This is a genomic window from Micromonospora sp. 15K316 (assembly GCF_004348525.1).
Lineage (GTDB): Bacteria > Actinomycetota > Actinomycetes > Mycobacteriales > Micromonosporaceae > Micromonospora.
Genome location: NZ_SMKG01000004.1, coordinates 73,117 through 99,305, shown reverse-complemented (window position 1 = coordinate 99,305; position 26,189 = coordinate 73,117). Strand labels below are relative to the sequence as shown.

The 26,189-nt window shown below is 71.9% G+C and carries 17 protein-coding genes; 7 read left to right on the top strand and 10 right to left on the bottom strand.

Annotated features, from left to right (window positions below):
• Positions 1–11 precede the first annotated feature (11 nt).
• Genes E1211_RS02380 through E1211_RS02370 form a run of 3 tightly spaced genes read right to left on the bottom strand, consistent with a single transcriptional unit; the run spans position 12 to position 3,996 of the window.
• Positions 12–1,292: an ABC transporter substrate-binding protein gene (locus E1211_RS02380; RefSeq protein ID WP_243709299.1), complete on the bottom strand. Its 1,281-nt coding sequence runs from the start codon at positions 1,290–1,292 to the stop codon at positions 12–14.
• A gap of 23 nt (positions 1,293–1,315) precedes the next feature.
• Positions 1,316–2,911 (bottom strand): FAD-dependent oxidoreductase, encoded by a 1,596-nt coding sequence (locus E1211_RS02375; RefSeq protein WP_132344880.1) that lies wholly within the window; start codon positions 2,909–2,911, stop codon positions 1,316–1,318.
• A 38-nt stretch (positions 2,912–2,949) separates the two neighbouring features.
• Positions 2,950–3,996 carry a LacI family DNA-binding transcriptional regulator gene (locus tag E1211_RS02370; protein WP_132344878.1) on the bottom strand — a complete coding sequence of 349 codons (1,047 nt, stop codon included), beginning with the start codon at positions 3,994–3,996 and terminating at the stop codon, positions 2,950–2,952.
• Between the two features lie 466 nt (positions 3,997–4,462).
• Between E1211_RS02370 and E1211_RS02365 the strand changes: the two genes are divergently transcribed.
• The 5 genes from E1211_RS02365 to E1211_RS02345 all read left to right on the top strand — a co-directional run bounded on the left by E1211_RS02365 (position 4,463) and on the right by E1211_RS02345 (position 15,376).
• The gene (locus E1211_RS02365; protein WP_132344876.1) at positions 4,463–5,800 is read left to right on the top strand and encodes a hypothetical protein; all 1,338 of its coding nucleotides are present in this window, start codon (positions 4,463–4,465) and stop codon (positions 5,798–5,800) included.
• Positions 5,801–6,012: 212 nt separating this feature from the next.
• Positions 6,013–8,013 carry a translation factor GTPase family protein gene (locus tag E1211_RS02360; RefSeq protein ID WP_132344874.1) on the top strand — a complete coding sequence of 667 codons (2,001 nt, stop codon included), beginning with the start codon at positions 6,013–6,015 and terminating at the stop codon, positions 8,011–8,013.
• A gap of 61 nt (positions 8,014–8,074) precedes the next feature.
• Positions 8,075–8,977 (top strand): DUF4231 domain-containing protein, encoded by a 903-nt coding sequence (locus E1211_RS02355; protein WP_132344872.1) that lies wholly within the window; start codon positions 8,075–8,077, stop codon positions 8,975–8,977.
• A gap of 309 nt (positions 8,978–9,286) precedes the next feature.
• Positions 9,287–11,728 (top strand): M14 family metallopeptidase, encoded by a 2,442-nt coding sequence (locus tag E1211_RS02350; RefSeq protein WP_132344870.1) that lies wholly within the window; start codon positions 9,287–9,289, stop codon positions 11,726–11,728.
• 255 nt (positions 11,729–11,983) lie between these two features.
• Positions 11,984–15,376: a S8 family serine peptidase gene (locus tag E1211_RS02345; protein WP_132344868.1), complete on the top strand. Its 3,393-nt coding sequence runs from the start codon at positions 11,984–11,986 to the stop codon at positions 15,374–15,376.
• 93 nt (positions 15,377–15,469) lie between these two features.
• Here E1211_RS02345 and E1211_RS02340 read toward each other — a convergent pair whose 3' ends face one another.
• Positions 15,470–17,860 carry a glycosyl hydrolase gene (locus E1211_RS02340; protein ID WP_132344866.1) on the bottom strand — a complete coding sequence of 797 codons (2,391 nt, stop codon included), beginning with the start codon at positions 17,858–17,860 and terminating at the stop codon, positions 15,470–15,472.
• Between the two features lie 72 nt (positions 17,861–17,932).
• On the opposite strand from E1211_RS02340, the gene E1211_RS32295 reads away from it, so the two are divergent.
• Positions 17,933–18,094, top strand: coding sequence for a hypothetical protein (locus E1211_RS32295; protein WP_165947144.1), 162 nt, complete (start codon positions 17,933–17,935; stop codon positions 18,092–18,094).
• Between the two features lie 450 nt (positions 18,095–18,544).
• Here the strand turns inward: E1211_RS32295 and E1211_RS02335 are convergent, their stop codons facing one another.
• Genes E1211_RS02335 through E1211_RS02315 form a run of 5 tightly spaced genes read right to left on the bottom strand, consistent with a single transcriptional unit; the run spans position 18,545 to position 23,043 of the window.
• Positions 18,545–19,021: a hypothetical protein gene (locus E1211_RS02335; protein ID WP_132344864.1), complete on the bottom strand. Its 477-nt coding sequence runs from the start codon at positions 19,019–19,021 to the stop codon at positions 18,545–18,547.
• A gap of 18 nt (positions 19,022–19,039) precedes the next feature.
• Positions 19,040–19,921: a carbohydrate ABC transporter permease gene (locus tag E1211_RS02330; RefSeq protein WP_132344862.1), complete on the bottom strand. Its 882-nt coding sequence runs from the start codon at positions 19,919–19,921 to the stop codon at positions 19,040–19,042.
• Positions 19,918–20,928 carry an ABC transporter ATP-binding protein gene (locus E1211_RS02325; protein ID WP_132344860.1) on the bottom strand — a complete coding sequence of 337 codons (1,011 nt, stop codon included), beginning with the start codon at positions 20,926–20,928 and terminating at the stop codon, positions 19,918–19,920. The genes E1211_RS02330 and E1211_RS02325 overlap by 4 nt, the downstream gene beginning before the upstream one ends.
• Positions 20,921–22,213 carry a sugar ABC transporter substrate-binding protein gene (locus E1211_RS02320; protein ID WP_207915171.1) on the bottom strand — a complete coding sequence of 431 codons (1,293 nt, stop codon included), beginning with the start codon at positions 22,211–22,213 and terminating at the stop codon, positions 20,921–20,923. The genes E1211_RS02325 and E1211_RS02320 overlap by 8 nt, the downstream gene beginning before the upstream one ends.
• A complete protein-coding gene (locus E1211_RS02315) occupies positions 22,210–23,043 on the bottom strand; it encodes a carbohydrate ABC transporter permease (protein WP_132344857.1) in 834 nt (277 codons plus the stop codon). The genes E1211_RS02320 and E1211_RS02315 overlap by 4 nt, the downstream gene beginning before the upstream one ends.
• Before the next feature lie 412 nt (positions 23,044–23,455).
• On the opposite strand from E1211_RS02315, the gene E1211_RS02310 reads away from it, so the two are divergent.
• Positions 23,456–25,369: a Xaa-Pro dipeptidyl-peptidase gene (locus tag E1211_RS02310; RefSeq protein WP_132344855.1), complete on the top strand. Its 1,914-nt coding sequence runs from the start codon at positions 23,456–23,458 to the stop codon at positions 25,367–25,369.
• Between the two features lie 75 nt (positions 25,370–25,444).
• Here the strand turns inward: E1211_RS02310 and E1211_RS02305 are convergent, their stop codons facing one another.
• Complete coding sequence (locus E1211_RS02305; protein WP_132344853.1) at positions 25,445–26,161, bottom strand: DNA alkylation repair protein; 717 nt, start codon at positions 26,159–26,161, stop codon at positions 25,445–25,447.
• Positions 26,162–26,189: the final 28 nt, after the last annotated feature.

Below are 26,189 nucleotides of genomic sequence, written 5' to 3'. Positions count from 1 at the left end.
TCCGGCTGCCCTTACTTCGCCAGCAGCGGCTGGATCTTGGCGCAGACGCCGTCCAGGACGGCCTTCACGTCCGCGTCCGGCTTCCACAGCGGGTCGAGGCCGGCGCGCACCTGCTGGCTCAGCTCGGCCTGCCCCGCGTGGTTGGGCTTCACCACGCCGGTGGTGATGCCGTCGATGACCACCTTCTGCAACTGCTCCGGCTTGAGCTTCGGATTCGTCTTCGCGAGCGTCTCCGCGGTGAGCTGCGACTGCCGCGGCGGCGGGAAGAACTGGGCGAGCTTCTCCGAGTTGCCGGGGTTGGTGAGGAAGGCGAGGAAGTCCGCCGCCGCGTCCGCGTGCTTGCTCCTCTTCAGCACGCCGATGCCGGCCTGGCCGACCACCGCGTAGTCGCCCTTCGGGCCGGCGGGCAACGGAGCCAGGTCCCAGCCGAAGCCGTCCTCCTTGAGCAAGGAGGCGCGGGAGATCTGGGTGACCGTCATCGCCGCGTCCCCGGCGAAGAAGTCGGCAGTGGTGCCCGGGCCGGGCAGCGCCTTGTCGGTGAAGATCGCCTTGTGCAGGGCGGTCATCGCGTCGACCATCTCGGGGGCGGCGAAGCCGCAGGACTTGCCGTCCGCGCTCCACGCCTGGGCGCCCCAACCGGTCCAGAAGGTGGAGAGGTTGTCCCAGCCCTTGTAGTCGAAGTCGCGGATGACCAGGCCGGCCTTGCCGGTCGTCCGCTGGGTGGCGCCGGCGGCGGCGAGCGCCGCGTCCCACGTCCACTGGCCGGCGGCGATCAGCTCGGCCGGGGTCTTCTGCCCGGCCTGCTTCAGCAGGTCGGTGTTGACGAAGACGCCGAACGGCGAGGTGGAGAAGGGGTAGGCGTAGAGCTTCCCGCCGTCCTGCCAGAGCTTGAGGGTGGCGGGGGAGATGTCGTCGTACTGGTAGCCCTCGGCCTTCTTGAGGGTGTCGTCCAGCGGCAGCAGGGCCCCGGAGGAGACGAAGTCGGGGGCGGAGTTCTCGAAGATCCAGGCCAGGTCGGGGGCGTTGCCGCCGGCGATCTGGGTGGTCAGCGTGGTGGTGTAGTTCTCGAACGGCAGCGGGTCGAAGGTGATGGCGCTGACGTCGGGGTGGTTCTTGCGGTACTCGTCGGCGATCTCGTTGAGCAGCTTCAGGTGCGCCTCATTGGCCGACCAGACCGTCATCCGGAGGTTGGCCGGGCCGTCGGAGCCCTCGTCGCCACCGCCGCAGGCGGAGAGCGCCAGCACGCCGGCCAGGCCCGCCGCGGTGAACCGCAGTCCCTTTCCTGTTTTCACGATCATCTCCTCACCGGGGGTTGTCAGTAGCCCGCGATCGTCGGCCAGCGCAGCTCCACGCCGGCCGCCGAGATGCGGTCCTGGAAGTCGGCCAGCAGGCGGGGGGTGCTGCGGACCGCGCGCGGGGACTCGCCCCGTGCCAGACAGAAGTCGGCGAGCAGCCCGGCGACCTCGCCGACGTTCCACTCGACCGGGTGCAGCCGGTAGCTGCCGTTGGTGATGTGCGTGGTGCCGATGTTCTTGCCGGCGGGCAGCAGGTTCTCCACCCGTTGCGGAATCAGCGCGCCGAGCGGGATCTCGAATGGGCAGGAGCCCACGTCGATGTAGTTGTCGCCGCCGGTGGACGGGTGCAGGTCGATGCGGTACATGCCGACGCCGACCGAGTCCGGGTAGTGCACGGCGCCGCGCTCGCCGCGTACCGCGAGGGACAGGTCCTGCTCGGCCACCGTGTACTCGGCGCGGATGCGGCGCGACTCGCGGATGTACGGGGCCTGCGCCAGCCCGTCCCGGCTGCCGGTCACGTCGCCACGCAGGCGCAGCCCCGGGAAGCCCGTGCCGCCGTCCGGTCGAGGCGCCTCGGTCTGCAGCCAGTACAGGACCGAGAGGGAGAGCTCCCGCGCCTTGGCCAGGTGCCAGGACGCGTTCGGCACGTCGATGACCGGCCCCTCGAAGTAGTCGATCATGGGCCAGTTCACCAGGGTGATGTCGCTGCCGTACGCCCCGGTGGTGAAGTTGCGCCGGGCGGCGATGCGCCGGAACGTCCACAGGTTGCCGTCGCCGGGGTTGAGTCGCTGGTCGGCGTTGACGGCGAGCGGGTCGTCGTCCGGGTTGGGGGTGAAGCTGCGCTCGACGATCTCCAGGGTGCGCGGGTGGGGGGAGCGCCAGGAGAGCAGCCGGTCGCCCCAGAAGTCGGGCTTGTAGTCGCGCCAGAAGTCGTAGCCGGCCGGGCGGTCGATGGTGTGGTCGCCGTCGACGTGGTCGATGGCGAAGCAGACCGAGACGGCCTGCATGTTCATCGGCTGCGCCTCGGCGGGGGCGCTGGGCTCGCCGGTCTGTGTCTGCGACTCGAAGCCGGTCACGTACTCGGTGCCGGAGAGCGGCAGCAGGTCACCGGCTTCGGTGGCGTCCAGCACGTACGGCGCGGTGAGGTCGATGTGCTCGTCCCGGTCGCGGTGCGCCACCGTGACCCCGACCACCCGGTCCCCGTCGGTCGCCACCGCGACCGGCCGGTACGGCTGGAGCACGGTGAGCCGGCCCGCGCCCCGGTAGGGGGCGAGCATGCCCTCCAGGACGGCGACGGCGACCCGGGGCTCGTGGCAGAGTCGGCTGACCCAGCCGGCGCCCGGGTTGAGGTCGGTCCAGGCGCGGGAGCGCTCGGTCAGCGGGTAGTGCCGGCGGTAGTAGTCCCGGATGCCGTTGCGCAGCGCCCGGTAGCTCGCGGTGGCGCCGAACTGCTCGATCCAGGAGTGTTCGTCCGGGGGGACGGCCTGGCTGGTGAGCTGCCCGCCGAGCCAGTCGAACTCCTCGGTCAGGATGACCGACCGCCCGGCGCGGGCCGCCGCGAGGGCCGCCGCGACGCCGCCCAGCCCGCCACCCACGACGAGGACGTCCGCACGCATCTGTACCACTTGCTTCCTTCCGGTTGCGCGGTCGCCGCTCAGGAGCGGCCGACCGCCGGTTCAGGGGCGCCGAGGGTGGCCCCCTCGACGAGCTCGCAGGGGAGCAGCCGCTGCTGGACGCCGCTGGCGCTGCCGTCGATGACCCGGGTGAGCACCTCGACCGCCTGCCGGCCCATCTCCTCGCGGGGGATGCGGAACCCGGTGAAGGCGAGGTCGGTCGGGACGGGGACGGTCGGGTCGCCCAGGGTCAGCAGCGACAGGTCGCCGGGCACCGAGAGCCCACGCCGCCGGGCGGCCTGTTCGAGCGCCACGGCGGTGGCGAAGTCCTCGACGAAGGCGACGGTGCTGCGGTCGGCGAGCAGGTCGTCGAGGACGGCTTCGGCATCCGCGGCGGTCGCCGGGCGGTGCCGGGCACTCTCCGCGGCCGACGCGGTCGCCAGGTATCCGCGCCGGCGGTCCTCGGACGACTCGGCGGCGATGCCCATGCTGAGGTAGGTCAGCCGCCGGTGACCACGGGCGAGGGCCAGCTCGACGAGCCGGCCGACGGCGCTGGCGTAGTCGGCGCCGACGTACGGCACCGGCCCAGCGGCGTCGTCGCGCCGGCCGACCGCCACGTACGGGTAGCCGTCGCGGTTGAGCCGGTGCAGCTCGTCGGCGTCGATCTCGCGGCCGAGCAGGAGGCAGCCGTCGGCCAGCCGCAGCCGGTTGTCCTGGTGGAAGATGCGTCGTCGGCCGTCGACCACGGGCGCGCTGGTGAACAGCAGCAGGTCGCAGCCGACCCGCTCGGCGTACTCCTCGATGCCGAGCAGGAATGGGTGGAAGAAGTCCCGGCTGCCGCTGGGGAACGCGGGCTCGTAGGTGAAGACGCCGATGATCCGGTTGAAGCGGGAGGCGAGCCGGCGGGCGACCGGGTCGGCGGCGTAGCCGGTCTCGGCGATCGCGCGCAGCACCCGGTCCCGGGTCTCCGGGGCGATCCGCACGTCGGCGTCGGCGCGGTTGTTCAGCACCAGGGAGACCGTCGCCTGGCTGACGCCGGCCAGTCGGGCGATGTCACGTTGAGTGACGCGGCGCGGGGTTGCGGTCACGGGAGTCCTTCCAGCGGCGCTAATACGCATTAGCGCTCGGTGTAGGGAGGACTCTGGCGGCCCGACCCGTCGGGTGTCAAGGGGCTGACCGCAGATTTCCCGGAGATGAACCCGCAGGAGTAATGCGTATTAGCCGAATCGTGACCGATTGAGCGACCGATCAGCGACGCGGTGCCGGCGGATTCGCCGGGACCTCTTGACAGTCGCGCCCGCTGGCGGTCAACATTCGAGAAACGTGATTGCTAATACGTATTAGCGCGCCGGGATGGCCCCCGTCACCCGGCGAACCTCGCTGCACCGATCTCACCGAGCGTCACTGTACGTCCCGGTCCTCACGACCGGGCCGACCCCGGACCGTCCACTGTGCCCGTCCGGCCGCTCCGCACTCCGGAAGCCGCCGGCAGGCACGCCCGTCCGGCCGCCCGCACCGGCCGGTGTCCGACCCGTCCCGAGAAGAGGAAGACGCATGACGAGAACACGCCGTACGGCCGCCGCGGTCGGCGCCGGTCTGCTGGTCGCCGCCGTCGCCGGCACGCCCGCGGTCGCGGACGACTCCGGGATCGACTTCCCGCGGTTCAGCTACGTGGGTACCGCCTTCGACAAGGCGGATCTGACGTACAACCCGACCGACGAGTTCATCTTCCCGAGCGTCATCCGTGCCGCCGACTACTTCCCGAACCCGCTCGGCACCTACTACCTGTACTACGCCCCGCACGAGCGTCCCGGTGGGATCGCCCTGGCGTACGCCGACTCGATCGACGGCCCGTGGACCGAGTACGCGGCCAACCCGCTGGTCAGCAACACCTGGCTGCCGCACTACCCGACGGTCAGCCACGTCTCCTCACCGCACACCGTCTGGGTCGAGGGCGAGGGCAAGCTCTTCCTCTACTTCCACGGCGAGAACTCGATCACCCGGTACGCCACCTCCGCGGACGGCATCCACTTCGACTACGGCGGCACGGCGGTGAGCCGGGACGCCACCACCGGCGGCGAGACCTCGTACGCCCGGGTGTTCGAGCAGGCGGTGCCCCGGCTGGGCAGCCGCTACCTGATGGTCTTCATGGACAACCCGACCGCCGCGCCGCCCGGGCCGACCGGCCCGGTGGCCCGGCGGATCCGCTGGGCGGTCTCGCCGGACGCCCGCACCTGGACCATCCAACCCGAGCCGCTGGTCACCCCGCAGGGCGACGAGGGCGCGAACGCCTCCGGCCCCTTCTTCCTGCGCTGGCAGGACCGCAACCTGGTGATCTACCACGCCGCCGACGGCAACATGCACGCGGTCGACGTCGGCGAGGACTTCGACCAGGAGATTCACCTCGGCGTCGTGCACGACTCGATGGCCGCCGCCCCGGACCTGGGCCGCTCGGCCGCCCCGACCTTCTACTTCGACGGCCGCACCGCGCACATGTACTACGAGGCGGGCGGCCGGCTCACCGCGACCATCGGGCACGCCGTCGCGACCCTGCCGGAGCCGCTGCCCACCCGGCAGCTGGACTGCGCGGTGGACCGGCCGGTGCTGTGGCCGCCGAACCACGAGCTGGTCGACGTCGCCGTGCGCGTGGACCTGCCCGACGGGGTCCTCGGCCCGAACGCGTTCACGCTCACCGGCGTGACCGGCGGCGATCCCGCGGACGTCGACGGCTTCACCACCGGAGCCCCCGACACCACCGGCCGGCTCCGGGCGGAGCGGGCGGGCAACGGCGGGGACCGGGTCTACATCCTGACGTACGCCGGGCACGACGAGATCGGCCGGCCGGTCGGCTGCACGGTGACCGTCACGGTGCCGCACGACCAGGGGGCCTGACGACCGTTCTGGGCTGATCCACCAGCAGAGCACTGAGACCCCGACCGGTCGCCGGTCGGGGTCTCAGCTGTGGCTATTTCGGTTGCCCGCCCCGGCGGCTGCTGGTCGACTGGGCAGGCAAGGGGCAACCGATCGAGAGGAAACCGAGATGCGCGCTGCGTTCATGTCCAACCACCTGGGAACGCTCAACGACCCGAAGGACATGGCGCTTCGTGACAACTCTCAACGTCGGGATCCTGGCGCATGTTGACGCCGGCAAGACCAGCCTGACCGAACGTCTGCTGCACGCCGTCGGCGTCATCGACGAGCCCGGCAGCGTGGACGACGGCACGACCCGTACCGACAGCCTGGCGCTGGAGCGGCGGCGGGGGATCACCATCCGTTCCGCGGTCGTCTCGTTCGTCGTCGACGGCGTGACGGTCAACCTCATCGACACGCCTGGCCACCCGGACTTCATCGCCGAGGTGGAGCGGGTCGTCGACCTGCTCGACGGTGTGGTGCTCGTGGTCTCCGCCGTCGAGGGAGTCCAGGCGCAGACCCGGGTGCTGATGCGTACGCTCCAGCGCCTGCGCCTGCCGACCCTGCTCTTCATCAACAAGATCGACCGGTCCGGCGCCGACCCCGACCGGGTGTTGCGGGACATCGCGGACCGGCTGACACCGTCGGTGGTGGCGACGGGCCACGTGCGGGCGGCGGGCAGCCGCCGGGCTGACTTCGTCCCTCACCTCGACCGGGATCCCCGGTTCGTCCGGCAGCTGCTCGACCTGCTGAGCGCGCGCGACGACCGGCTGCTGGCCGAGTACGTCCAGGACGAGCACCGCGTCACCGGTCCACGGCTGCGGGCCGCGCTCGTGGAGCAGAGCCGGCGAGCGCTCGTGTACCCGGTCCTCGCCGGCTCCGCGATCACCGGGGCGGGGGTGGCGGCCCTGATCGGCGGCCTCACCGAGCTGCTGCCGGTGGCCGAGCCCGACGCGGACGCCCCGGCGTCGGGCACCGTGTTCAAGGTCGAGCGGACCCCGACCGGGGAGAAGGTCGCCTACGTGCGGATGTTCGGCGGCACCGTGCGGCTCCGCGACCGGCTGCCCGTGGGTGAGCGGGTCGCCACGGTGACCGGCATCCAGGTCTTCGCCAACGGTTCGGCGGTACGTGTCGACGCCGTCGGCGGCGGACGAATCGCGCTGCTGCACGGCGTCGGCGACGTCCGGATCGGCGATCCGGTCGGCGTCGCCCGCGCCGGTCGACCGGCCCGGCACTTCGCCCCGCCCAGCCTGGAGACGATCGTGGTGCCCGAGCACCGTCCGGACCAGGCCGCCCTGTACGCCGCGCTCAGCGACCTCGCCGAGCAGGACCCGCTGATCGACGTCCGGCGGGACGCGGCCCGGCGGGAGATCACCGTGTCGCTCTACGGCGAGGTGCAGAAGGAGGTCATCGAGGCGACGCTCGCCGAGGAGTACGGGCTGGCGGTCACGTTCCGGGAGACGACGACGGTGCACGTCGAACGGCTGCTCGGCACGGGTGCGGCTGTCGAGCTGATCGGCGTGGATCCGAACCCGTTCCTGGCCACGGTGGGGCTGCGGGTGGCGCCGGGTGACCCCGGCGGCGGGATCGTGTTCCGGCTCGGCGTCGAACCCGGGTCGATGCCACCGGCCTTCTTCACCGCGGTCGAGGAGACCGTGCGGGAGACGCTGCGCCAGGGACCGTACGGCTGGCAGGTCCTCGACTGTGTCGTAACCATGACGCACGCCGGTTACTGGGCGCGGCAGAGCCACTCGCACGGCACGTTCGACAAGAGCATGTCCAGCACGGCCGGCGACTTCCGCAACCTGACCCCGCTCGTGCTGATGGCGGCGTTGCGGGCGGCCGGCACCCGGGTCGAGGAACCGGTGCACCGGTTCCGGCTGGAGATCCCGGGCGACGTCCTCGCCGCCGTCCTGCCGGTGCTCGCCCGGCTGGACGCGGTGCCGCACCGTACGGTGGCGCAGGGCGGCCCGGTCGTCGTGGTGGGCATGGTGCCGGCGCGGCAGGTGCACGCCGTGGAGCGCCGGCTGCCCGCGCTGACCCGGGGCGAGGGGATCTTCGAGTCCACCTTCGACCACCACCGGCCGGTCCGGGGCGAGCCGCCCCGGCGGCCGCACGGCGACCCGAACCCGACCGACCGGAAGGAGTACCTGCTCGCGGTCAACCGTCGGGTGAACCGGCGCGGCGAGCGGTGAGGTCTTCCGGTCGGTCGCGCCGGGGCCCCGTACGCCGGCATCGTTGCCCTACGATGCGGGCGTGGCGGATGTCGATGCGCCGATCGCCGTCGACGCGGTCTGGCAGCAGCAGGGGGTCTGGTCGCGGGCGGCCGGGCACGCGCAACGCCGGATCGTCCAGGGCCGGCGGGCAGTCGCCGGGTTGACCATCGTGGCGGCCGTCGCCGGCACGGCCGCGGCCCAGCTGGGCGGGGTTCAGGCCGGCGTGGGCCGTGCCCTCGCGGTGCTCGCCGGCGTGGCGCTGGCGCTGGTGCCGGTGGCGGCGCGGTCGACCGGTCGGGAGGCCGTGCAGACGTGGACTCGGCTGCGGTCGGTCTCCGAGGCGCTCAAGGCCGACGTCCACCGTTACCTGGCCCGTGTGGCGCCCTTCTCCGGGGAGGAGCGCGACGCCGTGCTGCTGCGCCGGCTCGACGCCCTGCTCGACGACGCCGGTGACCTGGTCGGGTTGACGGTGGACCTGCCGCTCGCCCGTCGACAGTTGCCGGCGGTGACGGATGTGGATTCGTACCTCACGCACCGCCTGGCACAGCAGGTGGAGGGGTACTACCTCCCGGGCGCGCGGCGGATGGCCCGTCGGGCGGCCCGGATCCGGACCGCGACCAACGTGCTGACCATCGTGGGGGCCGTGCTCTCCGGTGTGGTCGGGGTGCTCGGTGACGGTCTCGGGCTGGCCGCCTGGGTGGGGGTGGTCGCCACCGTGACCACGGCGCTGGTCGGCTACGGCGCGGCCCAGCAGTTCGAGGCCCACCAGCTCGAGTACGCCCGCACGGCCGACCAGTTGACCCGGCTCGGACGGCTGCGGCGCGACGGTGTCGGCTGGACCGACGACGACGGGTTCGTGGCCGAGGCGGAGCGGATCATCTCCCTCTCCAACGAGGCGTGGATGGCGCGGACCCTCGAGGAGGACGGCACCGCGCATCGCTGAGACGCGCTGCCCGACGGCCGATGTGGACGGTCCCGCCGAGGGATTGACAGAACTTGTCGGGACGCTGAGGATGATCCCAGTTCACCGACCGCCACCGCATCATCACCAACCCGTGACGCTGTCGCACATTCGGCGAGGCGCGGCGTCCACCCGGCGGTCGGGTTTTCCACCACCTTTCCCGTTCACTGTCGTGCGCCCGGTCACCGCAACGGCCGCGCGCGACTCGCCGGATGGAGCCGCGCACCCCGGGCGTGCCCCTCGGCCATCACCGTCGGCCTCCCGGCCGAACAGCCAGAAGGGCAGAGAACATTGTCGTATCCCCTGTCCCCGCGGTGGCGACGCCGTCTTCCCGTACCGGCGGTCCTGGCCGCGGCCACGGCTGCCGTGCTGCTGGTCAGCCCGGCCTCGGCGGTCACGCCACAGGCCGCCGCGCCCGTCGCGCCCACCGAGGCCGACCCGATCGCCGGCCAGCAGGCGAGCGTCGTCGAGGTGCTGCTCGACGGCACCGCGGAGCTGGACGCGCTCGTCGCGACCGGTGTCGACCTGGACCATCACGTCGAACGTACGGAGACCGGCGTCGTCGCGCACGCGGTGATCACCCCGAGTGAGGCCGACCGGTTGACCGCGGCGGGCTTCACCCTCGGCGAGGTGCTGCACCGTCCGGCGGACGCGCGCGAGCGCGTGGCCGAGCGCGAGGCCACCATCGCCGAGCACCGGTCGGAGAACCGTGAGTTCGCCGCCGCCGCCGGCTCCTCCGCGCCCGCCTCCGCCGCGGACGTCAAGATCATCCGTGCGGACTACTACACCTCCGGCACCAGCCAGGTCCTCTCCGTCGAGGCGAAGTGGGCGCAGGGCCAGACCGCCACGAACACGCTCACCGTCGAACGGGACAGCGGGCCGGGCACCGCCATCGGCTCGGGCGGCACCCAGACCATCTCCCGCTTCGTCGACGCGGGCGTCTACCTCTACCACCGGGGCGCCGCGACGGTGACCAGCCGGCCGCAGTACGTCCGGATCACGAGCCCCACCGGTGACGTGGCAGTGGCGAAGGTGCGGGAGTGGCTGCCCACGCCGGGCACCGACCCGGAGGGGCCGGGGTACGAGAAGGACTTCGTCACGAGCTACCTGACGCCGACCGAGCTGTACGGGCGCATCCAGCAGCTCGCCGCCGAGTTCCCGAAGCTGGCCGAGGTCGTCGAGCTGCCGTACAAGACCAACGGCTACCGCCGGCACGCCCAGGCCGTGCTCGGCACCGCCAACGCCAGCCGGGTCGCGGTGGACTCGCTCGCCTGGGGTCACCAGGGCGGCAACGACGTCTCCGTCGAGCTGGCCGACCCGGGCGCCGGTAACGCCCCGCTCGGCGTGACGGTCACGGGCAACGCCATCCGGGTGAGCCTCGCCACGGACGGTACGGGCGCGGTGACCAGCACCGCGGCGCAGGTGGTGGCGGCGCTGAACGCGAACGCCGGGACGCTGGTGCGGGCGTACACCTATCGCGGCAACCCGGGCGACGGCGTGGCCGCGCCCGCGCCGCGCACCCAGCTCACCGACGACCTGAGCGCCCCCGCCTCGGTCTCCCGCGACCCGCACCCGGTGTACGCGATCCGGATCGGCAAGCACCGCGACGGCTCGAAGCTGGGCGTGCTCGCGTACGCCCAGGAGCACGCCCGCGAGTGGGTGCCGCCGCTGGTCACCATCGAGACCGCCGAGCGGCTGCTGCGCAACTACGCCCACGACGGCCGGACCAGGCAGCTCCTGAACGAGCTGGACATCTGGATCGCCCCGTCGATCAACCCGGACGGCGGCCACTACTCGTTCTACGACTTCAACTCGCAGCGCAAGAACATGACCAACCACTGCCCGACGACCGGGGCGGCCGACTTCCTCGGCCGTGACTCCTGGGGCGTGGACAACAACCGCAACTACACCGAGTACAGCCTCTTCGACGGCTACTCGGGCGCCTCGTCGAGCTGCACCAGCGGCACCTACGCCGGCCCGAGCGAGCTGTCGGAGCCGGAGAACAGGAACCTCGACTGGCTGGCCTCCCGGCCGAACATCAAGTTCTCGATGAACCTGCACTCGTCCGGCAACTACTTCATGTGGTCCCCGGGCGCGTACGCGCTGCCGGACCGCACCTCGGCGCCGCGGCCGTCGCTCGCCGACGAGTCGTTTTTCTGGGGCGCCTCCACGCGGATCCTCACCGCGATCAAGCAGCACCGGAACATGGCGGTCACCCCGGCCCGTACCGGCCCGATCTCCGACGTGCTCTACTCGGCGGCGGGCAACTCGGGCGACATGCTCTGGTACAAGTACGGCATCTACGCCTGGAACTTCGAGGTCGGCACGTCATTCCAGCCGGAGTGGGAGGAGGCGCACGCGGAGACGATGGAGTTCGCCAACGGTCTGGTCGAGCTCATGCGGGTGGCCCGGGACTTCGAGTCGGACAAGAAGCGGCCCACGAGCACGTTGACCGTCGCCCCGAGTGCGAGCCCGGGCATGGTCGACGTGACGTTCGACGTCTCCGAGCCGGCGGCGGTCTTCTACACCCTCGACGGCGCCAAGCCGACGTACGAGTCCACGCTCTACGGTTCGGCGGGCATCCGGGAGGGCGGCGAGACGCTTACCGTTCCGGCCGGCACCCAGGTGCACTGGTTCTCCGTCGACGCCGCCGGGAACGTCGAGAACAACTACCGTCCGGACGGCAAGGGCAAGAACTACCGCAAGGGTAAGGCGGTCCTGCCGCGCAGCTGACGACAGCCGTACCACGACGGCCGCGGTGCCCTCGGGCGCCGCGGCCGTCGCCTGTCCGCATCGTGCCTGCTGGCGGGATCTGACCTGACTTCTTCTGGCCGTATCACGTCCGAGGCCACCGCCGCCAGCATCGTTCACCTCACACCACCGTGTTGCGCGCCCTGTCTTCCCGCCGAATTCCCCCCGGATTAGCGTGTGATCAACTTCTCGAACCCCCTACGGCGGGAAGTGGCATCCAATCCATTGAGGAGCGACATGCTCAGAAGAACACGGTGGCTGGTGGCCGTCGCGGTGACGGCGACGGCACTCGGCGCGGTGCCGGGCGGGCCAGCGTCGGCCGAACCCGGCCACACCGCCCCGGTGAGCTCGGTGAAGGCCGGCGCCGGCGGTACGACGCACACGATCACGCTGCTGACCGGCGACGTGGTGACCGTACACAGCAGCGGTTCCCGGTGCCCGCAGGCGTCGGTGGAACCGGCGAGGCCGAATGCGGTGTTCCACCAGTCGTGCGGCCCCGACGGCCACCTGCACGTCGTTCCGGTGAGCGTCGCGTCCAAGATCGGCCCGATTCTGGATCCCGACCTCTTCGACGTGACCACGCTGATCGCCGAGGGTTACGACGACGAGAGCACGCCGACGCTGCCGGTGATCGTGCAGCCGGCCGTGCAGGCCGCGCGGGTGGCCGCGCTGGCCGACGTGCGGCAACTACCGCTCATCGAGGCGGTCGCCGGCCACGTGCCCAAGAAGAGCGAGGCGACGGCGAAGCTGGCGACGGACTCGTTGCTGGCGGGGGCGAAGAAGGTGTGGCTGGACCGCAAGGTCCGGGCCACCGGCCTGACCACCACCCGGCCCGGCAACGCCGCGCCGATCGCCGGGAAGCAACACGGCAGCGGCCTCGACTGGAACCTGGACCAGATCTCCGCGCCCGACGCGTGGAAGGCGGGGTACACGGGCAAGGGCGTGCGCGTCGCGGTGCTCGACACGGGCGCGGACTTCACCCACCCGGACCTGGCCGGTCGCGTGGTGGAGAAGGCCGACTTCACCGTCGAGGGCGGCGACGCCGTGGACCACAACGGCCACGGAACGCACACCGCCTCCACCATCGCCGGCACCGGCGCCGCCGCCCACGGGCAGCGGCGTGGTGTCGCGCCGGACGCGCAGCTGGTGATCGGGAAGGTTCTCGACGACAACGGATTCGGCGACGACTCGCAGATCATCAAGGCGGTCGAGTGGGCGGCGGAGCGCGCGGACGTGGTCAACATGAGCCTCGGCGGCGAGGCCCCGGACGACGGCAACGACCCGCTCGCGCTGGCCGTGGACGCCGCCAGCCGCAAGTCCGGCGCCCTCTTCGTGATCTCCTCCGGGAACAACGGTGGCGCGATCTCCGCACCGGGTTCGGCCGCGACGGCGCTGACGGTCGGTGCGGTCGACCGCGACGGCAAGCTGGCCGGCTTCTCCAGCCGCGGTCCGCTCGTCGACACGTCGGTGGCGAAGCCGGAGCTCGTGGCGCCGGGTGTCGACATCGTGGCGGCCCGGGCCGCGGGCACGAACCTGCAGGACCCGATCGACCAGTACTACGAGGGTCTCACGGGCACGTCGATGGCCGCCCCGCACGTGGCCGGCGCCGCGGCGCTGTTGGCCCAGCGGCACCCGGACTGGAAGGCCGACCGGCTCAAGGCCGCGCTCGTCGGCGCCGCCGACCCGATGACCGGTGTCGACCCGTACGCCGTCGGCGCCGGCCGGCTCGACGCGGTCCGGGCGCTCTCCGGCCCGACCAGCAACCAGTCGGCGCCCGACCTGGGCACCTTCACCTACCCGCAGTCCGGCACCGCCGCGACGACGCTCACGTGGACCGGTGACACCGGGCCGGCCACGGTCAACCTCGACCTCGACGTGACCGCCGTGAACCACGACGGAACCGCTGCGCCGCGGGGTGCGGTCACCCTGACCACGAGCAAGGTGAAGGTCAAGCGCGGCTCCACCGCCAGCACCACGCTGCGGATCAACCGTGCCGCGCTGGCCGCGAGCCCGGGCTACCACCTCGCCACCGTCACGGCCCGGTCCTCCGGGCACAAGCTGGTGGCAACCACGCCGGTCAGCTTCTACGTCGAGCCGCGCAGCTTCGACCTGACGGTGAACACCAAGCCGATGGCCGACACCGCGGAGGGTGCGGACAACTTCGTCGGTGTCCTGGTGACCAACCTCGACGACCCGCTCATCTCGGCCGGGGGCGCGTTCTTCGAGCAAGGCAAGTCAGTGACGGTGCGTGTCGCGGCGGGCCGGTACGCGGTCACCGCCGGATACAGCTCGTACGACCCGACGACCGACGCACAGCAGGGCGCGTACGTCGGCGACACCGACGTGGCGATCAACGGTGACCGGAGCATCACCCTCGACCCGGCGGCGGCGCGGCCGGTGACGGCGACCGTCGACGGGGCACCCACCGCACCGATCCTCACCTCGTTCGTCTACCAGCAGACCACCAAGAACGGCCTCTCCTGGTGGAACAGCGTCACCGGCCTCGGTGGCGGGGCGAAGGTCTCCGTGTCGCCGCTGCGCAAACCGAGCATCGGGTCGCTGCGGGCGTACTCCACCTTCTACCTCCAGTCGCCCCAGGGCACGGCGAACCCGTACGCCTACGACCTGGTCCACGAGTACACCGGCGGTGTTCCGGCCGACCCGGCGTACCGGGTGAGCAAGGCCGAGCAGGCCCGGCTGGCGCGAATCGACGAGCGGTTCAACCAGGTGGACTCGCCGGAGATGTTCACCTCGCTGCGGCGCGCCATCTTCGCGCCCGACGGGTTGTACCTGACCCAGCTCCGCAACTTCGACCTGCCGACGAACCGCACCGCCTACCTCTCGCCGGGCTACCTCTACGTGGACGAGGCCGTCTACGGCGGCCTGCCCGCCCAGGAGCAGGTGCGCAGCTACCAGCCCGGTAGCCGGCAGTCCAAGATCTGGGCGCGGCAGCCGCTGCACTCCGACTGGGCCGACGGGATCGTGACCAAGGGCGACGTGCTCCCGTGCGCGACCGCGCCGGCGCGGACGCGGGGCAACCTGCACCTCGATCTGGTCATGCTCACCGATCAGCACGGCCGGGCGGACTGCCTCCAGGGCGGGGGCATCGGCCTGAACCGCACGTTGTCGCTCTACCGGGACGGCAAGCTGGTCGACGAGCGCAACGCCTCGCGGGCCGACTTCACGGTGCCCCAGCAGGCGGCGGACTACCGGGTGACCTTCGACCTCGACACGAGCCTGATCCTGCCCGTCTCGACGAAGGTCAACACGTCCTGGACGTTCCGCTCAGCCGGCCCGACCGGCACGGGAAGCGTGCCGTTGCCGCTGCTCGCGGTCGACTACGCGCTGCCGATGGACGCCGGGAACCACATCGTCGGCGGCACCGGTGAGTTCACGGTCCGGCAGGCCCAGGGCGTGCCGGCGCAGAAGGTGACCTCGTTCCAGGTGTGGACGTCGACCGACGACGGCAAGACGTGGAAGGGTGCCCGGGCGACTCGGGACGGCGGCGCCTACCGCGTCGAGCTGCCGTCGCCGAAGGCGGGTCAGGCCGTCTCCCTGCGGGTGAAGGCCGGTGCCAGTGGCGGTAGCGGCATCGACCAGACGATCATCCGGGCCTACCGAGCCGGCTGACCGTATCGCGCACACGGCGCGGCCCCGGCACGAGGTGCCGGGGCCGCGCTGTGTCGTTCCGGGACGTTCGAGCCGTCCGGCGTTCCGGTTCGGTCAGCCCTTGCGGCAGGAGGCGAGCGCGCCGACCACGCCGACCCCGGTGGGCTTCAGCGGCAGCCGCGTCGACGCCGCGGGGCACTTCGGCACGGTGAGGTCGTGGACACCCCGGCCGAACGTCGCTGCGGTCAGCTGCCGGCTGGTCTCGTGGTAGCGCAGGTACATCACGGCGGCCTGTGGCAGGTTCGTGCCCAGCGCCGCCCACTCGCCGCCGTTCCACGCCGACATGAAGACCCCGACGTCGGTGCCGACCAGCAGGAGCCCGTCACTGGTCGGGACGACGAAGTTCACCGGGGCGTCCGGCAGCCCCCGGCCGATGTCGCGCCAGGTGTGCCCGCCGTCGCGGGTGATCATCACGTGGGCGCGGTCGCTGCCGGAACGGAAGCCGGAGAACGTGGCGTAGGCGATGTCCTCGTCGGTCGGGTGCACCGCCACCCGGGTCACCCAGGTGCCCGGCAGCTGTCCCGGGTCCACCTGGTGCCAGGCGCCGCCGAGGTCGTCGGTCCACCAGAGCCGGCCGTCGTCGGTGCCGACGTAGAGCTTGTTGCCGTCGGTGGGCGCCGCGGCGATCGTGGTGATGGTGCCCCACGGGTAGCCGGACGGGTCGTTGGGTCCGCCACCGGTGAGGTCGGGGCTGATCGGCGTCCAGGTACGGCCGTTGTCGGTGGAGCGGTTGACGATGTTCCCGGCGTAGTACATGACGTTCGGGTCGGTCGGGTCGAACTGCAACGGGGTGAGCCAGTTGCGCCGGTCGGAGGTGGTCTGGCCCGCGCCGATGGTCTGGCGCGGTGCGGCGCCGGAGTTCTCCGAGCGGTAGCAGGAGCCGTACTGGCTGCACCCGAAGACGATGTTCGACTGCTCCGGGTGAATGATCACCTGGAGGCCGTCGCCGCAGCCGATGGCGGTCCACGGCCCGCCGACACCGGTGTAACCGCGGTTGCAGCCGTTGTCCTGCGCCCCACCCACCTTCAGCACCGGATCGGTCTCGGCGACGTCGACGGTGTAGAACTGCGTGTACGGCTCGTACGTGGACTTCACCCAGCCGCTCGCGCCGTTGGCCTGGGACCGGTAGAAGCCGCCGTCGTTGCCGAGGTAGACGCGCCCGGGCACCTTCGGGTCCCAGCGCATCGCGTGCTGGTCGGCGTGCACCCCGCCCACCGAGGCGAAGCTCTGCGCGCCGTCGGTGGAGCGCATCAGGTTCACGCCGGTCAGGAAGACGTGGTCGGCGTCGGTGGGGTCGACGAAGAGCTTGCCGAACCACCAGCTGAAGGTGGACTGGGACGCCTGGCCGGCGGTCACCGGCGTCTGGGTCCAGCTGTCGCCGCCGTCGTCGGAGCGGAAGAACGCACGGAACGGGCCGAGCGCGGTGCCGACGTAGGCGTAGAGCCGCTGCGGGTCGTTCGGCGCGAGGGCGAGGCCCCACCGGCCCTGGTCGGCGTCGGTGGGCAGGCCGTTCGTCATCCGCAGCCAGTTCCGGCCGCCGTCGTCGGAGCGCCACAGGCTGGAGCCGGGGCCGCCGTACGTGCGCTGGTGCGGCTCGCGCAGGTGGTCCCACATCGCCGCGTACACCCGGCGGGGGTTGCTCGGGTCGATGAGGACCTCGGTGGCGCCGGTGGTGGGGTTCGGCGGCGCGAGCACCCGCCGCCAGCTCTTCCCGCCGTTCTCGGAGAGGTAGACGCCCCGCTCGCCGCCGGGTACGAAGAGGTTGCCCGCGGCGGCCGCGAAGATCCGGTTCTCGTTGCGGGGGTCGATCGCGAAGCGGGCGATGGCGTGGCTGCCCCGCAGCCCGACGTACTTCCAGGTCTTGCCGCGGTCGGTGGAGCGGTAGATGCCGTCGCCGCCGAAGGTGATCGAACCACCGCCGGGTTGGGCCTCGCCGGTGCCGGCGAGCAGGACGCCCTTGCTGGTCATCGCGACCGCGCCCATGCTCTGCGTCCAGCCGTCCGGCCACGCCGTCTCGAAGGTGGCGCCGGCGTCGCCGGAGCGCCAGATGCCGCCCGACGCGGCGGCGATGAAGACCTGGTCGGGCACGTGCGGATCGAGGGCGATGTCGACCACCCGGCCGCCGATGTTGCTCGGACCGAAGAAGTCCCACTTCCGCTCGGCCAGGTGGCGGTACGCCTTGCGGGTGTGGCCGGCGACCTGGACGGCCTCGCCGCGGGCCCGGGCGTACTTGGCGGTGGAGAGGTCGGTGCTGCCGTCGCTCATGCGCTGAGCGGTCATCCACTCGTCGGGAAGTTCCATGGGTCCGGTGGGGGTGCTGGTGGCCAGCGAGACCTCCTCGACGGGCCGGGGTGCTGAGGACGCGGTCAGCGCGACCGTGGCCAGCAGCGCGACGGCTGCTGTCAGCGTGAGGCCGCGGTATCTTCGGACGAGCGTGAGCTGCATGCGTTGTCTCCCTGTCCACGCGCCGTGACGACCGGGAAAGCGGTCTCCAGCAATCCACGCTAGACAGCCGAAGTGACCCACGTCACCAAGCATCTGTCGCCGAATGGCGCTCTCCGCTTAGGACAGCTGTCGAGGCTGATCTCCGGCCTTGCCATTGCGCTCGCCGAGCTGCGCGCCCTGAACTCGCGCCCGGTCCGGGGTGGCGCCGAGCCGACGGGCGCGCCGGCGTGGTGACCCGGCGGCTCGCCGAGCTCCTGCTGGGCGCGGCTGCCCGGCGCTGGCCGGTCGAGCTGCGCGACGATCTGCGCCGGGAGTGGAGCGCCGAGCTGCACGTCCTCGCCACGGACCGGCGGCGGCTGCGGATGCCGCGCTTCGCGGCGAGCCTCGCGCCGCGCAGGACCGACAGCCCGCTCGCGGGCCGGCGGGCGGTACGCGGGCCGGTCGGCCGGACCGCCGCCGCGTTGCTGCTCGCCCCCCTCGGCGGTGTGGGCGTCGTGGTGATCAGCGCGATCGCGATGAACGTGGTGGTGACCGAGGCCGTCCTCTACCTGGCGATCAGCCCGTACGCGCTCGCGTACGTGATCAGTGCCGGACGGTCCTCCCGGGTCGAACCGGACGCGGCTCTCCCACCGCAGGCGTCGGTCGCCCGACGGCGGCCGACCGCGAGGCCGCGGGCGGCGACGCTCATCGGCTCTGGAACTCGGGCAGACCCGCGCCCTCCGAGTCCGGCCCCACCACCGCGGTCAGGGTCGTGCCGTCGGCGCAGAGGGCGGTGGCCCGGAGGTAGGTCCGTCGCTGCTGCGCCCGCATCAGCACCTCGGTCTCGAAGATCTCGTCCTCGATGCGGAGCAGGTCGATGTCGCCGCGCTTCTCGTAATGGGCGCGTACATCCAGCGGAGTCATCCGTACGGTCGCCTCGACGGTCGTGAGCGCGCCCTGCTCGACGACCGACGTCACCCGCGTGTCCTCGGGCAGGAGCAGGCCGGAGACCCTCGCCTCCACCTCGGCGTCGGTGTCCAGCGGCACCCGGTCACAGCTGGGCAGGTTCGCCAGCATCTCCGGCCCCCGTCCGGCGGGCCGCTGCCCCGGACCGGAGTCCGTGCCGCAGGAGGCGAGCAGCAACGGGATGGTGACGACGACGGCGAGTGTCCGGAGTCTCACCGTGGCAGCATGGCACGCTCAGCGCAGCACCCGCCACCGCCGTACGACGAGCAGCAGCGCGGTGATGACGGACGCGGTGACCACCATGAGGACTGTCGTGATCAGCGCGCCGTACGCGAAGCCGGAGAACTCGAAGGCCTGGTCGAAGATGTAGACCGGCAGGTAGAGGGTGGCGTTCGCGGGCCGGCCGTCGGTGAGGATGTAGGCGGGCACGAAGTTGACCTGCAGGGTCAGGATCGTGTCGCGCACGGCGAGCAGCAGCAGGACGGGGGCGAGCAGCGGCAGGGTGATCCGGCGCAGCTGGCCGAACGGGCCGCAGCCCTCCAGCGCCGCCGCCTCGTAGAGCCGGCCGTCGAGCATCCGCCGGGCGGCGAGGACGACGAGGAAGCCCTCACCGATGGGGAACATCAGCATCAGCGCCACGCCGACCCGGGCGGTGCCGGGCTCGGAGAGCCAATTGAAGCCGGCATGGCCGAAGAGACCGAGCAACTGGTTGAGCGGACCGTAGAGCGGGTTGAGCACCCAGAGGAAGAGCACCGCGAGGGCCACGTCCGGTACGACCGTCGGCAGGTACACGGCGACCCGGAACCAGCGTCCACCCGGTCGTGGCGCGGCGAGCAGCAGGCCCAGACCGACGGCGGCGAGCAGCCGCAGCGGTACGGCCAGCGCCAGGTGGATCGCCGAGGCCCGCACGCTGTCGAGCAGGAACCCGTCGTCGAGCATCCGGCGGACGTGGGACAGACCGACGAACTGCGGGTCACGGGTGAGTCCGGTGTGGTCGGTGAAGGCGTAGCCGACGTTGAGCAGCGCCGGCAGCGCGATCAGGAGCCCGACGGCGATCCCGTACGGGGCGAGGAACGCCCACGCGGTCAGTGGCCTCCGGTCGCGACCCGAGGTCACCGCCGCCGTCCCGTCTCGGCGTCGAAGTGGTGCAGGCGAGCCGGGTCCGGCCGCAGCCGTGCCGCCGCCCCGGGTCGTAGGCCGCAGCGTGCGGCCGCACGTACGGTGAGCCGGGTGCCGTCGGCGGTGCGGGTCAGCAGGATGCTCTCGCTGCCGAGCGCCTCCACCGCGTCGACGGTGACCTCGACCGGCCCGTCGACGTCGAGGATCAGGTCCTCCGGGCGTACGCCGAGGATCAGGCCGGGGGAGCCGCCGAGCACGCCGCCGCCGGGCACCAGGTTCATCGGCGGGCCGCCCAGGAAACCGGCGACGAAGGTGTCGGCGGGCTCGTCGTATACCTGCTGGGGTGGTCCGAGCTGGCGGATCCGGCCGCGGTCGAGGACGGCGACCCGGTCGCCGAGGGTCATCGCCTCCGCCTGGTCGTGCGTGACATGGACGGTGGTGGTGCCGAGGTCCCGGTGCAGGGCGAGCAGTTCGGCGCGGGTGGCGAACCGTAGCGGCGCGTCGAGGCTGGCCATGGGCTCGTCGAGCAGGTAGACGGTGGGTTCGCGCAGCAGCGCGCGGGCGAGGGCGACCCGCTGGCGTTGCCCGCCGGAGACCTGGTCGGGGTAGCGGCCGAGCAGGTCGGCGATGCCCAGCCGCTCGGCCGCGGCACGGGCCCGCCGTTCGGCCTCGTCCCGGCGGACCCGGCGTACCCGCAGGCCGAACAGCAGGTTGCCGAGGACGGTGAGGTGCGGGTAGAGCGCGTAGTCCTGGAAGACCATCGCGACGGACCGCCGGTGCGGGGGGACCCGGGACACGTCCTGCCCGTCGACGAGGATCCGTCCGCGCTCCGGACGGTCGAGCCCGGCGATCAGCCGCAGGATTGTCGACTTGCCCGAGCCCGACGGGCCGACGAGCGTCATCAGCTCCCCGGCCCGCACCTCCAGGTCGACGCCGTCGAGGGCGACCACCCGCCCGTACGACCTGGTCAGCGATTCGAGCCGGATGGTGCCGCGGTCAGCCACCCGCGCCCGCCGGCAGGGTGAAGAGCGGGCGGATCTTCTCCTCCAGGTTCCGCAGCCCCTCCTCGCGGCCGACCCGGCCGTAGAAGACCTCCTCGAGCAGGGCGTCCGCCTCCCGTTCCACCCGGGACCAGGTGCCGGTGCGGGGGGTGGCGCGCAGGTGCGGCTCGGCGTCGAGGTAGACCTGCGACGACTTCGGTGGCTCCTGCGGGTCGAGGAAGGTGGGGGAGTTGGCCACGTCGAGGCGGGACGGTACGGTGCGGCCGGACCCGGCGAGGATGCGCTGGCCCTGCTCACCCATCGCGAACTCGATGAACCGCCACGCCCGCTCGTGGTCGGCCCGGCCGGCGCTCATGCAGTAGGCGTCGCTGTGCAGGATCGAGGCGGGCACCCCGCCGGGCGCGACCGGCAGTGACGCCGCGTCCCACGTGAAGCCCTCGATGGTGCGCAGCGTGGGGACGGCGACGCGGCTGTTGAGGTACATGCCGAGCGTGCCGCGCAGGAACCTGTCCTCGCTCGACTCGCTCTGCTCCTCGGCGTCGGGCGGCACGACGTGGTGCTTCAGCTGCAGGTCGAGGAACCAGTCGACGGCCCGCCGGGTGGCCGGGTTCCCGGTGAGGGTCAGCGCTGTCGGCCGGTTCGGGTCGTCGACCAGTTCGCCGCGGTTGGACCAGACGAACGGCGCGAGCCGGGGAAGCGAGGGCTCGACGCCGACGCCGTACCTCCCGTCGCCGGTCAGGGCGCGGGCCGCGGTGAGGAAGTCGTCCCAGGTCCAGCCCGCCTTCGGCAGCGGCACACCGGCCTTGGCGAAGAGGTCGGCGTTGTAGTAGACGACGAGGGAGGACATGTTCTGCGGCAGGCAGGTCAGGGCCTTCCCGTCGAACCGGAAGGCGTCCAGCGCCCGCGGGCTGAAGTCGCTCTCCTTCAGGACGGTGCTGCGGTCGAGGTACGACTGCACCGGCTCGATCGCCTGCTGGGCGGCGAACTGGCCGTACCGGCGGTAGTTGAGCAGGAACACGTCGGGTGGCTGGCCGCCGGCGAACGAGGTGGTCAGCCGGGCCATGAGTTCGTCCTGGGTGGCGACCGGGGAGAGCGTCACGGGGACGTCGGGGTGCGCGTCGCCGAACTCGTCGATCATGGTGCGGTACCCGGCGATCTCCTCGGCGTCGCCGAAGAGCACGACGGTGATGCCCGCGTCGTCCGTCGCGTCGCCGCCGCTGTCACAGGCGGTGACGCCGAGCAGCAGCGCGGCGGTGACCAGGGCGGCGTACCGGCGGAATCGGCTCACCTACGACCTCCAGATCTGAGTGCGGCCAGCGGGTCGTCGTTCAGCAGGATCCGCTGGGCCAGCAGGAACACCAGCACGCACGGCGCGGTCGCCACGACGCAGCCCGCCATCAGCAGCGGCCAGTCGGTCGGGTTCAGCAGCCGCAGGAACTGCAGGCCCAGCGGGTACGTGTAGCGGTCGCCGCTGTGCAGGTACAGCAGCGGGTCGATCAGGTTCGACCAGTGGAGGGTGAAGGCGAGCACGGCCACCGCGAGGGTCGCCGGGCGCACCTGGGGCAGTGCCACCCGCCGCCAGATCGTCAACCAGCCGGCGCCTTCGAGTCGGGCCGCCCCGAGCTGGCTCTCCGGTACGCCGCCGAACGCCCACCCGTAGAGCAGCACGAGGAGCGGGCTACCGGCGAGCAGCGCCGGGGCGAGCAGCGGCACGTACGTGTCGACGACGCCGGCGAGCCGGAACAGCTCGAAGCGGGTGGCCCAGACGGCGGTGACCGGTACGAGCAGCACCGCCAGCAGGCCGAGGACGGCGCGGCGACGGGCCGACGGGCTGAGCAGGCGTAAGCCGAAGCCGGTCAGCGACGCGACGAGCACGGTCACCGGCACGGCGATCGCGACGACCAGCGCCGAGTTCGCCAGGTACCGGAAGAGGGGGATGAGCTCCGGCAGCCGGGCGTACGCCGCCACGCTCGGCTCCGCCGGCAGAAGCTCCACGGTGCGCGGCGGTGGCTCTCCGGCGGGTCGGAGCGAGCCGACCACCATGAACCACAGCGGGGCGGCGAAGAGCGCCGCGACCAGCGCCGGCACCACGAACCGCCCGACGAACCGCAGTGCCACGCTGCCTTCCGACCGCACATCCTGCCCTTCTCACGGGTCGGCGGGGCCTCGTCCGGGTCGACACCGGCGCCGGGGCCCGCCGGGTTGACCGTTCGGCGTGCTGGTGCGGCCGAACCTATGACCGCCGGAGGTGTGCGTCATCGGGCACCTGTTGGAATCACCGCCCGGGCGGTCCTACGCCTGTCGCACTCCGGCAGGTCCGGCAACCCGCCACTGACGTGCGCGGCGGCCGGTCACGCGCGGTAGCGAAGGTATGCGACAGACGTAGGAGCCGAAGACGATCAACTCCCGCACCTGTCCGATGACCGGTCCCGGCTCGATTCCTAGGGTTCGATGCAGCCGCACCCGCGGCCGGCCGTCCCTGCCCTGGGCGGCCGGCGACGGCGCCGGTGCCGGATCAGGGAGGAGCACCATGCGAACCACGAGGAGCTGGTGGCGGTCGTCGGTGGTGGTCGCGTTGACCGTCGCCGTGGGCCTGCCGGCGGCCGCCGCGACGGCGAGTCCGTCCGCGGAACGTCTCCGGCCGGTCGTCCGGGACGGAGTCACCCAACCGGTGTTCGGGTACGCCGACGCGATCCGCGAGCGGGTATTCGTCACCTCCGACGTCGACACCGACGGCGACGGCGCCCGCGATGTCGTGGCCATGGACATCATCCGGCCCAAGGCCAGCGAGCGCGGGCTGGACGTTCCGGTCATCATGGACGCGAGCCCGTACTACTCGACGGTGTGCCGAGGCAACGAGAGCGAGTGCAAGGAGGACGTCGACGGCGACGGCCTCAACGACAAGTGGCCGCTCTTCTACGACAACTACTTCGTTCCGCGCGGTTACGCGGTGATCCTGCTCGACATGATCGGGACCAACCACTCGACGGGTTGCCCGGTCACCGGCGGCCGCGCCGACAACATCAGCGCGCCGACGGCGATCGACTGGCTGAACGGGCGCCGGAAGGGCACGAACGCCGCCGGCGAGCGGGTCGTGGCCGACTGGCACAACGGCCGCACCGGCATGATCGGCAAGTCGTACGACGGCACCCTGGCCAACGCGGCCGCCGCCACCGGCGTCAAGGGGCTCTCCACGATCGTGCCGATCTCCGCGATCTCCAGCTGGTACGACTACTCGCGCAGCAACGGGCTCGTCACCCGGGGCAACAACTACTCGGGCAGTCTCTCCAACACGGTCACGAACCCGGAGCGGCGGGCGTACTGCGCACCGGTCCGTGAGCAGCTCGGTGTGGACAGCGACGACACCACCGGCGACTACAACGACTTCTGGGCCGAGCGTGACTACGTTCCGCACGCCGACCGGGTGCGCGCCAGCGTCTTCGTGGTGCACGGCATCAACGACGACAACGTCCGGGCGGACCACTTCAGCAAGTGGTGGGACGCGCTCGCCGAGCACAACGTGCCCCGCAAGCTCTGGATGACGGGCACCGGACACGTCGACCCGTTCGACTTCCGCCGGGGCGAGTGGGTCGACACCCTGCACCGCTGGTTCGACTACTGGCTGCACGGGGTCAAGAACGACATCATGAAGGAGCCCCGGGCCGACATCGAGCGGGCCCCGGACGTCTGGGAGACCCACCGCGACTGGCCGATCCCCGCGGCCCAGAAGACCCAGGTGTTCCTGCGACCGGGCGCCGAGGGTGCCGCCGGTGCCCTCTCGGTCCGCCCCCAGCACGGCAGGGAGTCCCGCACCTTCCAGGACACGCCGTCGATGAGCCAGACCAACGCCATCCGGCACCCGTCGGATCCGGCGGCGAACACGGCGAACCGGCTGGTCTTCCTCTCCGAGCCGCTGCGGGCGCCGCTGCACATCTCCGGCACCCCGGTCGTACGGATCAAGGCGTCGGTGAACGGTGAGGACACCAGCTTCGCCGGTCTGCTCGTCGACTACGGCACCCGGCCCCGGTTCAGCACCGCCGGCGACGGCATCCGGACGCTGACCGAGGAGGACTGCTGGGGCGAGACGGCGACCTGGGGCGGGTACGCCGAGGAAGCCTGCTACCGGGAGACCGCCAAGAACGTGGCCACCGATCCGCAGGCGCTGGTGACCAAGGGCATCCTGGACGGGTTGAACCTCGACTCGCTGTCCACGTCGACCCCGCTGCGGCCGGGGAAGAAGAACAGCGTCGACGTGCCGCTGCTGCCCGAGGACTACGTCTTCGACGCCGGCAACCAGATCGGTGTGGTGCTGCTCGGCTCGTACTCCGGTTACAGCAGCCGGGCGAAGCAGAACCAGGCCGAGATCACCGTCCACTTCGACAGCAGCCGGATCGAGCTGCCGGTCGTCGGTGGCCGGCGGGCGGCCGAGAAGGCCGGTCTCTGATCCGCGCCTGACCGGGGCGGGGCGGCCATCGTCGCCCCGCCCCCCGCCCGTTCGGCGCCCGCGGACAGCCGCCCGCTAGGCCACGCCGGTCAGGTACTCCCGCCGCCGCTGCGGTTCGAACTTCTCGATCGCGTAGCGCAGCATGACTCGTGGCATGACCCGGTAGCGGTGGGCCAGGAACTCCTCCTCCGCGGCTCTGTCCCGGTTGCCGACCTCCCGCAGCATCCAGCCGACCGCCTTGCGTACGAGGTCGTGCGGGTCGTGCAGGAGCCGGTCGCCGAGCCGGAAGGTCCACCGGAAGTCGCCGGCCTTGATGAAGGCGAACGTCGCCATGACGGCGATGCGCCGGTCCCAGACGAGGTGCGACCCGGCCAGCCGGTCGAGGACGTCGCGGTCCTTGTCGATCAGCCAGGGGCCGACGATGTACGGGGCGGACGAGTCCACCAGGTCCCAGTTGTCGATGTGGCCGGTGTTGGCCAGCACGATGTCGAAGATCCGGGCCCGTTCCTCCTCGTCTCCTCCGCCGAACTTCCGCACCAGCACGAGGAGCGACGTCAGCCGCTCCTCGTGCACGCCGCTGGTCAGCAGCGTCACCGTCTCCGTCAGCGGAAGGTCGCGCCAGTGCCGGGCGGCCACCCGGCGCTGGTCCGGCACGGTGACGCCGATCGCCCGGTCGCCCTCGCCGTACCCACCGGGAACCATCTGCAGGAACCGGCTGACGTTCGCCGCCCGCAGCGGGTCGGCGAGTGCGGCGAGTTCGCGACGGACGTCGGCGGCGGTGGCGGTGGCCATGACTGTGCAACCTACCGCGCCCTCGCCG

What these genes read in the sequence shown, in the direction of transcription:
- E1211_RS02340 (WP_132344866.1), bottom strand. Translation starts at nt 17,860, where the DNA reads ATGCAGCTCACGCTCGTCCGAAGATACCGCGGCCTCACGCTGACAGCA.
- E1211_RS02345 (WP_132344868.1), top strand. Translation starts at nt 11,984, where the DNA reads ATGCTCAGAAGAACACGGTGGCTGGTGGCCGTCGCGGTGACGGCGACG.
- E1211_RS02375 (WP_132344880.1), bottom strand. Translation starts at nt 2,911, where the DNA reads ATGCGTGCGGACGTCCTCGTCGTGGGTGGCGGGCTGGGCGGCGTCGCG.
- E1211_RS02310 (WP_132344855.1), top strand. Translation starts at nt 23,456, where the DNA reads ATGCGAACCACGAGGAGCTGGTGGCGGTCGTCGGTGGTGGTCGCGTTG.
- E1211_RS02365 (WP_132344876.1), top strand. Translation starts at nt 4,463, where the DNA reads ATGACGAGAACACGCCGTACGGCCGCCGCGGTCGGCGCCGGTCTGCTG.
- E1211_RS02305 (WP_132344853.1), bottom strand. Translation starts at nt 26,161, where the DNA reads ATGGCCACCGCCACCGCCGCCGACGTCCGTCGCGAACTCGCCGCACTC.